The following is a 14,029-nucleotide window of genomic DNA, read 5'->3' as shown; positions in this document are numbered from 1 at the left end:
ACTGTGATGGAGATTTCGAGGAGGGCTTAATTTTTAATCTATCACACTACAGCATTTTTTTATCCATTGAGACTGGAAATTTTGTTTAATTTTATCCGCCCTTCATCGGTTTTGCTGAATTTGGCTTTTTACCCAATTCCGAAATGCTTTTACTAATTCCAAATAGTCCATTGTTTCTGATTGTTCCAAAAATCTGACAATCTCTAATATCGGTAAGCTGGGAAATGCTAAACTGATCTCGCCCTCAACGTATTCTCCATTTTCTAATCTGTGGATTCTGAGTCGCGATCCATTATAAATCCAAACTTCCGGCACTCCCAGATCCGCATAAACCTGCAAGGTATTTTCCGAACGGCTGGTAATGTCAATTTCCACCACTAAATCTGGCGGAGGATCTTGATTCAGGTCGATTCTTTTTTTGCCTTTAACTGCACTAATATTCTGAATGTAAAAACATTCATCCGGTTCTGCACCGCTAAGTTCAGGACGTTTGAAAGTTGTGGAACCAAGGGGTTCAATTCTCACATCTAATTCTTCAGCTAAGGTTTCAACAAATCGACCCATTATTGTTTTGAAACGTTCGTGTTCTGGGGATGGCACCATAATTTTCAAATTGCCACGATTATATGTCAGTCGAATTTGCCGATCGCCGATTTCGGCAAGCAAAGTTTCGTAGGTTTGCCAACTGATACCCGATAGCTGGACAATTTGTTCCGGGGGGGCGAGAGTTTTAGCAGTCATCTGATTTTAGATTTTAGATTTTAGATTTTAGATTTTAGACTTCGGGGCGATCGCTAGAGGAGAACGATTTTAGATTTTAGATTTCTCCCGCGAATAAATCAGGGGTTATCAACCAAATTGTTTTGAATGATCGTGCTAGTTTTATGCTTCATTCCTTTGCACTTTTACATTATATCATCCATCGAACAAAGCTCAATCGCTCTCTAATTAATGAGTTAAAATATGTGCGGTCGAGCTAGATTTTTTACTCGCCAATCTGCGCGGGAAATACCAAAGACAAATCCAGAGACAACTCTGAAAAACCAGGAATTACCACCGTCTGATTTGGCAAAACAACTCGTTGCAATTGATAACTATAACTTCCGTTTTGTTTCTGATAAGGTTCGCTGTGCATTTCCAGTTGATTATCAACCAAATTAAATATCCAATAATTAGAAATCCCAGTCTCAGCATAGAGAGACAACTTGGTTGTGCGATCGTACTTCAAAGTAGAATCTGAAACCTCAATTACCAAAAAGATATCAGCCGGCTCCGGGTGAGAAGACAAATAATTGTCATCACGATTGCGAGCAATCACAACATCAGGCTCTGGTTCGCTATCATCAGACAAAATAATCGGCTCTTGTACGCGCAAGCGAGCGCGTCTTGCCAGTAAAATGACTAACTCCTCAAGTAAAAGACTGTTGCAAACAGAGTGAAGCCTACCTTTAGCAGCCATAATGATAATTTCTCCGCGAATCAATTCAACTCGCTCATCGGGAGCGAAAAAACCGAGTTCTCCCAAACGGTGATATTCGGCGATCGAGAATCGTTTTGCAGTTACGGCAGTCATAGCTTTTGTTACCCTCTACAATTACCAACCTTTCCAATTAATTCTACTCAAAAATCCCGCCCCGTGCGGTCAATTCAACCTTCACGGCTTCCGAAATTCCCAGACAACCAGAAAAGTTCGCATTTTTAACCACCACATTTTTTAAATCAGCCCGGCTCAAATCAGCCCCGTTTAAAATCGCCCCGCTCAAATCAACACCGCTCAAATCAGCATTTTTAAAATTAGCATCAGTCAAATTTGCATCAACTAAAATAGCATTCGGTAAATAAGCACTGCTCAAATTGGCATTGGTTAAATTTGCACGGCTCAAATTGGCACGGGGCAGCTTTGTCCGCAAATCAGCACCGCTCAAATTGGCGCTGCTGAGTTCAGCATCCCGCAAATTAGCATTGCACAAATTAGCATCAATTAAAATAGCAGCGCTCAGCAAAGCACCGCTGATATCGGCCAAAGTCAAATCTGTACCCCGGAGGTTGGTTTCGCGCAAATCCGCACCGTTAAAATCAGCGTAGTGCAAGTCAAAACCGCTTAAGTTAGCTCCGGCAAAATCCTCAATCGGATTCAAACCAACTGTTTCTGCAAGTTGTACAAAACTCTTATTTTTATCAATTAAAAACAGTTCCCGGAAGATCGCCAATTGCTCCTGTCGGTACTGGTTAGCCTTCTCGTAATCTGCTAAATACTTGTAAGCAAGCTTCAAATTCTTGAGAGCATTGCGCTCAATGCGATCGTCCTTGCTGGCGCGCGCGATCGACAACTGCTGGTGATAACATTCGATCGCACTAGGCAAATCTCCATTAGCATCGTAAGCTAGCGCCAAATTGCCCAAAGTTTCGAGCTCAGACCGCCCGTCGCCCGTGTCCCGCGCGATCGCCAAACGCTGTTTCTGGTAATCAATAGCACCAGAAAAATCCTCCATAGCACAGCAAGCATTGCCCAAATTTCCCAAAGCATTCGCCTCACCCCGGCGATCCCCAATTTCCCGCGCTAACACCAAATGCTGCTGGTAGCAGTCGATCGCCTGAGCATAATTTCCCAGCGCTTCGTAAGCTACGCCTATATTACCCAGCGCCGCACCCGATCGCCGCTTATCGTCCATTGAGCGATATAGCGCCAGCGCTTGCTGCCAAGAATCCAGCGCCGCCTCAAATTGGTGCGCCTGATATTGCGAAATCCCCTGCTTGATTAGCTCGCTAGCTTGTTCGCTCATCATGTCAAAATTAGTTAATAACTAAAGTTGATATTAATAGACTCACAGCGGTAATTGCTAATCGGCAATCGTTAATCGGTAAGCGATATGACGCACTCCCTTTCTCCCCATCCGTATTTTCACGTCCGCGTCCACAAACAATAGACAAAAAAAAGAGAGAGCTACCTAAGTAACTCTCTCTGCCATCAGGGTGCATCTACACAACACAATATAGCACTATCGGGATGAGGGGTGAAACCCCCAAACGTGAAGATGTTGTAAAGAAATGTATATTAATTATAAAGTTACCATCCAGCCGGCAGCGCGAGACAGCGGCGGAATCGAGAAAAACCGCCCGCCGCTGTCTCCGCTACAGAACCCCCTTAACGAATGCTTAGCCTGGGCAGTTAAGCTTTGCCGCCAGCAGCTCGTTGGTCAATTTCGGATCGGCTCGGCCGCCCGTTTCCTTCATCACCTTACCGACAAAAAAGCCCAGCAGCTTAGTTTTGCCGGCTCGGTACTGTTCGAGCTCCTTGGGATTGGCGGCCAACACGGCATCTATGGCCCGATCGATCGCCCCAGTATCCGAAATTTGAATCAAACCCTTGCTCTCAACGAACTTCTGAGGCGAACCGCCGTTTGCCAGCAACTCCGGCAAAATATCCTTAGCGATTTTGCCGCTGATCGTACCGGCATCAATTAGCGCCAGCAGTTCGGCTAAATCCTGCGGTTGGAAAGGAATTTCTGCGATCGCCAGTTTTTCATTTTTCAGATAAGCAGTAATATCGCCCATCACCCAATTCGCAGCTTGTTTAGCCACAGCACCGGCGGCGATCGATTGTTCAAAATACTCCGCCACCGCTTTGTCGTCAGTCAGCACCCGCGCGTCGTAGGGAGAAAGAGCGAGCTCAGTTTCGTAGCGATGGCGCTTCATTGCCGGCAATTCCGGCAGTTGAGCTTGCCAATCATGCAATTGCTCGGCCGAAACTTCGATCGGAGGCAAATCCGGTTCCGGGAAATACCGATAATCGCTCGCACCTTCCTTAACCCGCATACTGAAAGTACACTGCTTGTTTTCATCCCAAAGCCGCGTTTCTTGGACGATGGTTTCGCCATTTTCCACGGCTTGAATTTGCCGCTCGATCTCGTAATCGATCGCCCGTTCGATCGCATTAAAAGAGTTCATATTTTTTATTTCCACCTTCGTGCCGAACTCTTTTGAGCCAACGGGGCGCACTGAAATATTCACGTCGCACCGGAGCGAACCTTCCTGCATATTCCCGTCGCCAACACCGATGTAGCGCACGATCCGGCGCAATTCTTGACCGTATTCGGCAGCTTCCGCGCCCGATCGCAAATCCGGTTCCGAAACAATTTCGATTAGAGGCACACCGGCGCGGTTGTAATCCACCAGCGAATAAGTAGAACCGCTGAGCCGGTCGCTGCCGCCGTGAACCAATTTTCCGGCATCTTCTTCCATGTGCAAGCGAGTGATCCCGATTTTTTTTCTAGTAGAATTTCCCCTCTCGTCTACCAGTTCAATTTCTAGCCAACCGTTAGTAGCGATCGGCAAATCGAACTGAGAAATTTGATAATTTTTCGGCAAATCGGGATAGAAATATTGCTTGCGGTCAAACTTACTGTAAGGTGCGATTTCGCAGTTGAGAGCCAGCCCTGCTTTCACCGCATACTCCAGCACTTTTTGATTTAATACCGGCAACACTCCTGGCATTCCCATACAAATTGGGTCAATGTTAGTATTTGGGGCATTGCCAAATTCTGTAGAAGAACTGGAGAAAATTTTAGTATTCGTACTTAATTGACAATGAGTTTCGAGACCGATAATGGCTTCGTACTGAGTTTTAACTGGTGCAGCAGCAGTCATAAGTGACCTAAAAGACTGAATAACTTTAGATTTTATTTTAGCTTTTTATTGTATGACTTACGCACGGGCGGTCAGAAAGCGGGTTGTTTTTATTGCGAAAATACTGCATCCCGACCTTTAACACTGGTAAAAACCCGCTTTCTTTGCTATTTATGCGTCCAGGAGTATATTGACCAAACCGATTTGAGATTATTTGTAGGTAGGAGGGGTTTCATCGGTCTGAACTTAAGGCGTCAAAGCCCCTGTCTGACTGTGGGTTTGACGCCTTAAGCTCAGACCGATGGGGAGCGGCATACGCAATGCCCTGCTACAGATTCGCGATCGGCCCACGCCGATATCCTTGAGATCGCCCCCAAACAACAACCCTGTGCAAAAATATACTTAGCGCCAGCTCCCGCCCGCACTCTTGCCCAGGATAGTTTTAAATCGATCGACCACAATTGCGGATCTGCGCCCCAAACCCTTTTACTGAGAGTCTTTAATAGCACCGCCCGCCTCTAACGATCGGCTCTCTCCACAAATTAAAAGTTAAAAATGTATAATTTCACAGGAAATTACATATTTTTAATTTTTAACTTTTAATTTTTAATTCTAAAATTAACACTTGCGTAAGTGTCAAAAATATGCCTGAAATTCCAGTTGAAAGTGCCGCACTGTTTCAGAACAGCATCACTGAGCTAGAGCAGGCGGAATTAGCCCTCGAACTAGCTTGGAATGAACTCGAAAAACAAACAGCAGAAACCATTGCTTACATTGCCGAAACTGGCTCAGAAAACGCACAGGAAATCAGCCATCGCTTTGCCGGGACTAAACAACTCCGCCAGCAACTTCAAACTCAAATAAAACAAGCCAACTCGCGACTGGAATTTCACCTAGAAAACTCGCCAATGGCAGTTATAGAGTGGGACAGGGAATTGCGGGTAGTGCGGTGGTCGCCAATGGCAGAACAAATATTTGGCTGGAGTGCAGCAGAAGTAATCGGCAAATACTGGCACGAATGGTCAATAGTTCATCAAGAAGACTTCGAGCAAGTGTGCGCCGTCGCAAATCAACTGTTACACCGCAGAGAACCCCGCAACGTTTGCCGCAACCGCAACTATACCAAAAATGGCTCGGTAATTTACTGCGAATGGTACAATTCTGCACTCGTCGATGAATCAGGAATAGTAGTTTCAATTCTCTCTTTTGCCAGAGACGTAACCGAACACCACCGCACTCAAGAAGAACTGCAGCAGCGCGAACAGGCATTCAGCGCCCTAGCCGAAAATGCTACCGATATCATAGCGCGGTTCGATCGAGAATTGCGCCTCCGGTACGTCAACCAAGCAGTAGAATCAGCAACCGGAAAACCCCCCGCAGAATTCATTAGTAAAACCAACCAAGAATCAGAAATACCACCGCACTTGTGTGACCTGTGGGACGAGGCTTTTCTGAAAGTTTTTGGTACCGGCAAACAAGAAACCGTAGAATTTGAATTTCCCACTCCCGAGGGCATAAAATATTACCACTGTCGAGTCATTCCCGAGTTTGCTGAAGACAATTCAGTAGAAACAGTTTTATCCATCACCCGCGATATCACAGAACTAAAACAAGCCGAATCCCAGTTGCGAGAAAGCGAATCAAAATTTAGAGCCATAGTTGATTCCAACATGATCGGCATAATATTTTGGGACATTAACGGGCGCATTATAGATGCCAACGCTCCCTTTTTAAAGACAGTAAACTATACGCGGGACGATCTGCTTTCAGGAAGAATTAACTGGCAAGAAATGACACCGCCAGAATACGTAAGTTTAGACACAGAAAAAGTAGCAGAACTTAAGGATAGGAATACAGTTGTTCCCTTTGAAAAAGAATTTATTCGCTCCGATGGTAGCCGCGTTGCAGTAATGTTGGGCAGCACATTTTTAGAAGGAACGCAGCAGTTTGGGGTCAGTTTTGTGCTGGACTTAAGCGAGCGCAAACAGGCAGAATTGGAACTGCAAAAACATCAAGAACTTTTAGAAAGCATTATGAAAACTATCCCCAACTTTCTCTACATTTACGATGCAGTAGAAAACAAAAATATTTATGCAAATGAGTCGGTCACAGCCATGCTCGGTTACACGACCAAAGAATTGCAAGATTTGGGTACAGATGCTGTAGTGAACTTAATTCATCCCGAAGATATGTTCAAGCTAATTACAGGTATGGAGCGGCTAACACACAGCAGCAATCCCCATGAAACCGATGACATAGACTATAGAATCAAACACAAAAATGGGGAATGGCGCTGGGTACACGATCGGTCTACAATCTTCAAAAGAACCCCAGACGGACAAATGAAGCAAGTTATCGGTTCCGTACTCGACATCAGCGATCGCAAACAAGCCGAAGAATCATTAAAACAGCAAAAAGAACTGCTGCAAACAATCTTCGACAACGTGCCGGTCATGCTCGGATTTTTGGGAAGCAGCGGTGAAGTAAACTGGGTAAACCGCCACTGGGAACAAGTGCTCGGCTGGAGTTTGGCAGAAATTAAAGAGCTCGATATCTGGGCCGAATTTTATCCGCAGCCTGAATACCGCCAATACGTTTTGGATCAAATTCAAGCAGCAAATCAGAACTGGAGCGACTTCAAAACAAAAATTAGAGACGGGCGAACTATCGACACTTCTTGGGCAAATGTTCGCCTTTCCGACGGCAGGTGTATCGGCATCGGTCAAGATATCACCGAACGCAAACGAGTAGAAGCTGAACTTAAAGAACTAAACGAAACTTTAGAAGCTCAAGTTGCCCAGCGTACCGCAGAATTAGAGACTTTTTTTGATGCTTTGCCGGACTACATTTATGTTGTAGAACGGGACAATATGCGCTTGTCTTTTGTCAACCATCCCCTTGCCGAATTTTCGGGCTTCGACAACAGGCAGCAGATGGAGGGCAAAACCATTTTTGAGTGCTACCCCAGCGACCTATCAGAACGATTTGGCCGGGAAAATCGCCAAGTATTTGAATCTGGAAAAACTCTGCACTACCAGGAAAAATTTGTGAGAGTCGGCGGCAATTCTTACTTCGACACGTTTAAAATTCCGCTGAGAAATCTCGACGGCGAGGTTTATGCTTTAATTGGCACTGCTCGCGATATTACTGAGTTGGTAGAGACCAAACAAGCCTTGTCAGAACGTACAGAGCAATTAGAAGCTGCCAATAAAGAATTAGAATCTTTTTCCTACTCAGTTTCCCACGACTTGCGCGCACCTTTGCGACACATTTCAGGTTTTGTGAATGCCTTGAAACAGCGGTTAGAATCAACAGAGGCTTTGAGCGATCGCAAAATAGTTCACTATATCGAAATAATTGAAGACAGCAGCCAAAAAATGAGCCTCTTGATTGACGGTTTGCTCGCCCTGTCGCGGGTGACTCGCACCGAGTTGATGCAAATTCCGATCGATCTGACCCGTTTGGTGCAAACTGCGATTAAATTGACTAAACCCCCAAATGTAGCAGATCCAACCCAAACTCCCCACTGCGTCGAATTTGCCGTCGGCAATTTGCCGACGGTAACGGGAGATCCAACCTTGCTGCAACAGGTGTTCAGCAACTTGATTAGCAACGCCGTCAAGTTCAGCCGCGGACGAACTCCGGCTACAATAGTGATTGATGGGCTACCGGATGGAACGATTTTTGTCAAAGATAACGGCGTGGGTTTTCCGATGGAATATGCCGATCGGCTGTTTGGAGCCTTTCAGCGGCTGCACTCCCAGAGAGAATTTGAAGGTACCGGCATCGGTTTGGCGATCGTCCAGCGGATTATTCATCGTCACGGCGGCACGATTTGGGCAGAAAGCGTACCTAGTCAAGGAGCCACGTTTTACTTTAAACTAGGGCAAACAATCTCAAACGCCAATATAGATTCGTAAGTTAACTTTATCGTAGTTTTAAATTTTGAATTTAAAACTATTATACACTTAAAGAAGTCACAATCTGTGAGAGCATCCGAATTTTGGTTTCACAGGACTGTTCGCTCTGAGAGATCGCAGCGGAAAATCTAGGCTGTGCAAGATGCTCGGACTCCTAAAAAATGCTTTTAACAGAATTGGGATGCTCCTCAATCGGTTCGGTCAGCCCTAGGGTCCGGGTGCTAAATAAAGGTCTGGAGAGTAGAGTATATAATTAATTTTACTAAAAACAACTAAAATATTCGACTTCAAATTAACAAAGTTTAATTTAAAAGATGACATTTAGTAACAACAAAAACAACAAATTAAAAACTTCCGAATACCTTATGCTAGATATAAGTCAAACCAACTATCTACTAAAAATGGTAGCGGAATCAACATTAAAATTGTTGATTGTCGAAGACATGGCAGAAGATATGGAATTAATAATGCTCGCCTTAGAAGCGGGGGGAGTAAAGTTTAATTGCGACACTGCCGAAACAGCAAAAGAGTGCAGAAAACTACTCTTAAATTGCAGGTACGATGCTGTACTATCAGATTACCGCCTGCCAGGATTCAACGGTTTAGAAGTGTTGAAATTAATGCAGGAATTAGGGCAAGACATACCATTTATTTTAGTAACGGGAAGTTTGGGAGAAGAAGCGGCAGTTGAGTGCATCAAAGCCGGAATGACCGATTACGTATTAAAGGGGCGGCTGTTTAGGTTGCCAACCGTCTTAGAACGATCGCTCCAAGAATACAAAATGCGCCGCCAGCAGCAAGAAGCGATCGTTCAAATTCAGCGGCAAGCTCAGCGAGAAGCGATCGTCAACCGCATCCTCCAAGCCATGCGCGAAACCCTCGTACTCGACGAAGTGCTGCAAACCACCGCAGATCAACTGCATGAAGCTCTAGAAATCAGTGGCTGCGCGATTTTGCAGCCAGATAGCGAAGGCGGGATCGGGATTCGCTACATGAGCTCAAAGGCAGTCGGCAGAGAACGGGCGATCGGGCTAAATTGCGAATTTGCCCAACACTACCGCTCCTCCCTGGCTCGCGGAGAAACGATCGCGCTCTCGGAATTATCAACTCTCGATCCGTCCCTGCAAACATCAGCCGAAATTTTAGGGTTTCACGCGATCGCGATCGCACCCCTACTCTACCAGCACTCATTTTTCGGAGGAATTTGCCTCTACCAGTGCGATCGGGCTCGCACTTGGAGTGCAGAAGAACAGTCGCTAGTTAAAGCCATAGCCGATCAGTGCGCGATCGCGATCCACCAAGCTGAACTATACCTGCAGGCGCAAACCGAACTAGCAGAACGCAAGCGCGCCGAAGCCGCAGTGAGCGGCATTCAGCAGCAGCTAACCACGATGGCAGCCAACATTCCCGGCTCAGTCTACCGCCTGGTGCTGCATCCAGACGGCACAACCTCCATGCCCTACATCAGTCCGGGCGTGCGCGAAGTTACTGGGATCGGGCCCGAAGAAGTAATGGCGCGCCCGGAACTCTTGACCGAAATCATCCATCCAGACGACAAAAGCTTGTGTGACCTCAGCGTAGCAGCATCGAGAGCGAGTCTTTTGCCCTGCGACCGCCAGTACCGGATCGTGTTGAATTCCGGCGAAGTCAAGTGGGTGCAAGACAGCGCCAGATTTTCCAAGAACGAAAACGGGGACATAATTGTAGACGGAGTAGCTCTCGACATCAGCGATCGCAAAGAAGCTGAATCAGCCCTCAGACAAAGCGAACAGCGATTTCGATCGCTGATTGAAAACGCCACAGACATCACGATTATTCTCGATGCCGAAGGAATCTTCCGCTACATCAGCCCTTCAGTCAAGCGAATTTTGGGATACTCGCCCCACCAGGCGATCGGGCGCAACGCCTTCGGGACTGTTCACCCCGACGACTGCGCCGCGATCGCCCAAACCCTCCAAAAAGCGATTGAAAACCCCAAAAGAAGCCAGTCCCCTCTTGAGTACCGAGTCCGCCACCGCAACGGTTCGTGGTGTTATGTAGAAGCTGTAGCCACCAACTTGCTGCACGATCCCGCAGTCAAGGGAATCGTGATCAACTGCCACGACATCACTCAGCGCAAACTCGCGGAGGAACAACTGCTGCACGACGCTTTTCACGACGCCCTCACCGGATTGCCCAACCGAGCGCTATTTACCGATCGGCTGGAACACTCTCTGAGGCTGGCACAACGGCGCAAAGACTACTTGTTTGCAGTGCTGTTTCTCGATTTAGATAGATTTAAAGTAGTCAACGATTCCCTCGGCCACGCCATCGGGGATCAACTGCTAGTAGCGATCGCGCGGCGTCTGGAAACTTGTCAGAGGGCAGGAGATACAGTGGCCCGCCTCGGAGGAGACGAGTTCGTGCTTTTGCTCGATGACATCGAGGGCGTAAATGAAGCTACCAACATTGTCAACCGTCTGCAAAAGAAAATTACTTCCCCCATCCTTCTAGACGGACACGAAGTATTTATCACCGCCAGCATCGGCATTGCTTTGAGTTCTGGCGAATACCTAGAACCGACAAACCTGCTGCGAGACGCCGACACAGCAATGTACCGCGCCAAAGAACTAGGCAGAGCCCGACACGAAGTTTTCAATAGTTCCATGCACGCCCACGCTTTGTGGCTGTTGCAGCTAGAAAACGACCTGCGGCGAGCGATCGAATCAATTAGAGAGCCCGCTAGAGAAGAAGAGTCTCCCCAATCGGCCCCATCCGCCCAATCAGGCTTGCCTCCCTTATCCGCAGCGCCCCAGTTTATCCTTCACTACCAGCCGATAGTCAGCATCGCCAACAGCACAATTACCAGTTTTGAGGCCCTAGTGCGCTGGCAGCATCCAGAACGCGGCTTAGTTTCCCCCGGCGAATTCATCACAATCGCCGAAGAAACCGGCTTGATCGTACCCCTGGGCCGGTGGGTACTCCGCACAGCTTGCCACCAAATCCGCGAGTGGCAGCAGCTATTTCCAAGCAACCCGCCCTTGAGTGTCAGCGTCAACCTTTCAGTCAAACAGTTTTCTCAGCCAGATTTAATCGAATACATCGACCAAGTTCTCGAAGAAAGTCACCTCGACGGCAGCAGTTTAAAACTAGAAATTACTGAAAGCGTACTCATAGAAAATTCCGAATCAGTAACAGCAATGCTGGTGCAGCTCAGAGCCCGAAACATACACTTGTGCATTGACGACTTCGGCACTGGCTATTCATCGCTCTCCTACCTGCACCGCTTCCCCACAAATACTTTAAAAATAGACCGCTCTTTTGTTAGCAGGATGGGAGGTGAGTTCGATTTCAGCAAAGGAGGCATTGACCCGACAGAAATTGTGCGATCGATCGTTACTTTGTCGCACAATTTAGGCATGGATGTAGTAGCCGAAGGAGTCGAAGAAGCCTCGCAACTATCTATACTCAAAGGGTTAAAATGTGAGTACGCCCAGGGATTCTTTTTTTCAAAGGCAGTAGACTCTCAAACAGCAGCAAGTCTAATCAGACAGCAAGCAGAAAATCAGAATTTGCTGACATTTAGTTTGTTAGAGAAAGGCCATTAAAAAAACACGGCACTTTGTGCGTCCCGTTTCAGCATAAAATCTTAAAATATTTTAAAGCTGTCCCTAACTGGCGTCAGTTAATAACTACGGCATCCAAATCACTATGACTATTGGCTACCTCGCCCTCGTTCTCCACGCCCACTTGCCTTTTGTCCGCCACCCCGAAAGCGACTACGTTTTAGAAGAAGAATGGCTGTTTGAGGCGATAGCGGAAACCTACATTCCGCTGCTGCAAGTCTTTGAAGGGCTCAAGCGCGACGGCATCGACTTTAAAATTACCATGAGCATGACGCCGCCCTTGGTGGCAATGCTGCGCGACCCTTTACTGCAAGACCGCTTCGACGACCACTTGGCTAAACTCGAAGAACTAGCGGATCTCGAAATCGAACACAACAGCGGAAACGGTCACCTCCGCTATTTAGCAGAACATTACGCCGCCCACTTCTCTCAAGTTCGGAACTTTTGGGAAAGGTACGATCGAGATTTAGTAAAAGCCTTCAAACAATTCCAAGACACCAACAACCTCGAAATCATCACCTGCGGCGCTACCCACGGCTATTTACCGCTGATGAAAATGTACCCCGAGGCAGTTTGGGCGCAAATTCAAGTAGCCTGCGACAACTACGAAGCAAACTTCGGCCGCCGACCAAAAGGCATTTGGCTGCCCGAATGCGCCTACTACGAAGGCTTAGAGCGGATGTTAGCCGACGCAGGCCTCCGCTACTTTCTCACAGACGGTCACGGCATCCTCTACGCCCGCCCGCGCCCCCGCTACGGCAGCTACGCCCCGATTTTCACCGAATGCGGAGTAGCCGCCTTCGGCCGGGATCACGAATCCTCGCAGCAGGTGTGGTCTTCCGAAGTTGGCTATCCAGGGGCGGCCGAATACCGGGAATTCTACAAAGATTTGGGCTGGGAAGCTGACTACGATTACATTAAGCCCTACATCATGCCCAACGGCCAGCGGAAAAATACCGGGATTAAATATCACAAAATCACCGGTCGCGGATTGGGTTTAGGCGACAAACAGTTGTACGATCCTTACTGGGCAAGGGAAAAAGCCGCCGAACACGCCAGCAACTTTGCCTTCAACCGGGAACGGCAAGTCGAGCACCTGAACGGGATTATGCAGCGTCCGCCGATTATTGTTTCGCCTTACGACGCCGAACTTTTCGGTCACTGGTGGTACGAAGGGCCTTGGTTCTTAGATTACCTGTTCCGCAAGAGTTGGTACGACCAAAATACCTACGAGATGACGCACTTAGCCGATTATTTGCGGGCAAATCCGACTCAGCAAGTGTGCCGGCCGTCTCAGTCTAGCTGGGGTTTCCGGGGTTTCCACGAGTATTGGCTCAACGATACCAATGCTTGGATTTACCCGCACTTGCACAAAGCTGCGGAACGGATGATTGAGTTGGGAAGCATGGAACCTGCGGATGAATTGCAGTGGCGGGCTTTGAACCAGGCGGCGCGGGAAGTGCTGCTAGCTCAATCTTCTGACTGGGCATTTATCATGCGTACAGGAACGATGGTGCCTTATGCAGTGCGGCGGACTCGATCGCACTTAATGCGCTTTCACAAGCTGTACGATGAAGTCAAAGAAGGAAAAGTTGATTCCGGTTGGTTGGAGAAGGTGGAGGAGATTGACAATATTTTCCCTGAAATCAACTATCGCGTTTATCGATCGCTTTAAGCAAACTTCGAGCAAATCCCCACAGTTTAAAACGAGTTGCGACACAAACAAAACCCGCCGGTGCGGGTTTTTTTCATACAATTGTCATTAGCAATCATGCTTGAATCTCGGAGAGGCTGTGGCACTATATAACCCACATTCCGCAGATATTCAAGCAGATTTCATTTCAAAGAAATTCAGAATTGCCAAAACCTCAAATGATT

Annotated in this window: 7 protein-coding genes; 3 read left to right on the top strand and 4 right to left on the bottom strand. The window is 47.3% G+C overall.

Annotated elements, in window-relative coordinates:
* Positions 1 to 102 precede the first annotated feature (102 nt).
* The 4 genes from QUA99_RS13095 to gatB all read right to left on the bottom strand — a co-directional run bounded on the left by QUA99_RS13095 (position 103) and on the right by gatB (position 4,647).
* A complete protein-coding gene (locus QUA99_RS13095) occupies positions 103 to 741 on the bottom strand; it encodes a Uma2 family endonuclease (protein WP_333237120.1) in 639 nt (212 codons plus the stop codon).
* A 244-nt stretch (positions 742 to 985) separates the two neighbouring features.
* Positions 986 to 1,573, bottom strand: a complete 588-nt coding sequence (locus QUA99_RS13090; protein ID WP_333237118.1) for a Uma2 family endonuclease — start codon at positions 1,571 to 1,573, stop codon at positions 986 to 988.
* A 43-nt stretch (positions 1,574 to 1,616) separates the two neighbouring features.
* Positions 1,617 to 2,786, bottom strand: a complete 1,170-nt coding sequence (locus tag QUA99_RS13085; protein ID WP_333237116.1) for a pentapeptide repeat-containing protein — start codon at positions 2,784 to 2,786, stop codon at positions 1,617 to 1,619.
* A 370-nt stretch (positions 2,787 to 3,156) separates the two neighbouring features.
* On the bottom strand, positions 3,157 to 4,647 hold the full coding sequence (gene gatB, locus QUA99_RS13080; protein WP_333237114.1) for an Asp-tRNA(Asn)/Glu-tRNA(Gln) amidotransferase subunit GatB: 1,491 nt from the start codon (positions 4,645 to 4,647) through the stop codon (positions 3,157 to 3,159).
* Between the two features lie 623 nt (positions 4,648 to 5,270).
* Between gatB and QUA99_RS13075 the strand changes: the two genes are divergently transcribed.
* The 3 genes from QUA99_RS13075 (at position 5,271) to QUA99_RS13065 (ending at position 13,826) form a co-directional block, all read left to right on the top strand.
* Positions 5,271 to 8,546: a PAS domain S-box protein gene (locus tag QUA99_RS13075; RefSeq protein WP_333237112.1), complete on the top strand. Its 3,276-nt coding sequence runs from the start codon at positions 5,271 to 5,273 to the stop codon at positions 8,544 to 8,546.
* A gap of 365 nt (positions 8,547 to 8,911) precedes the next feature.
* A complete protein-coding gene (locus tag QUA99_RS13070; RefSeq protein WP_333237110.1) occupies positions 8,912 to 12,133 on the top strand; it encodes an EAL domain-containing protein in 3,222 nt (1,073 codons plus the stop codon).
* Positions 12,134 to 12,236: 103 nt separating this feature from the next.
* A complete protein-coding gene (locus tag QUA99_RS13065; protein WP_333237108.1) occupies positions 12,237 to 13,826 on the top strand; it encodes a glycoside hydrolase family 57 protein in 1,590 nt (529 codons plus the stop codon).
* Positions 13,827 to 14,029: the final 203 nt, after the last annotated feature.

This window comes from Microcoleus sp. F10-B2 (assembly GCF_036704965.1).
In the GTDB taxonomy this organism is placed as follows: Bacteria; Cyanobacteriota; Cyanobacteriia; order Cyanobacteriales; family Microcoleaceae; genus Microcoleus.
The sequence above is the reverse complement of the archived record's forward strand: the minus strand, read 5'-3'. Positions and strand labels throughout refer to the sequence as shown.

Bases quoted from the DNA above. Each gene is read 5' to 3' on its own strand.
- QUA99_RS13090 (WP_333237118.1), bottom strand. From the start codon at position 1,573: ATGACTGCCGTAACTGCAAAACGATTCTCGATCGCCGAATATCACCGT.
- QUA99_RS13085 (WP_333237116.1), bottom strand. From the start codon at position 2,786: ATGATGAGCGAACAAGCTAGCGAGCTAATCAAGCAGGGGATTTCGCAA.
- QUA99_RS13070 (WP_333237110.1), top strand. From the start codon at position 8,912: ATGCTAGATATAAGTCAAACCAACTATCTACTAAAAATGGTAGCGGAA.
- QUA99_RS13095 (WP_333237120.1), bottom strand. From the start codon at position 741: ATGACTGCTAAAACTCTCGCCCCCCCGGAACAAATTGTCCAGCTATCG.
- QUA99_RS13075 (WP_333237112.1), top strand. From the start codon at position 5,271: ATGCCTGAAATTCCAGTTGAAAGTGCCGCACTGTTTCAGAACAGCATC.
- QUA99_RS13065 (WP_333237108.1), top strand. From the start codon at position 12,237: ATGACTATTGGCTACCTCGCCCTCGTTCTCCACGCCCACTTGCCTTTT.
- gatB (WP_333237114.1), bottom strand. From the start codon at position 4,647: ATGACTGCTGCTGCACCAGTTAAAACTCAGTACGAAGCCATTATCGGT.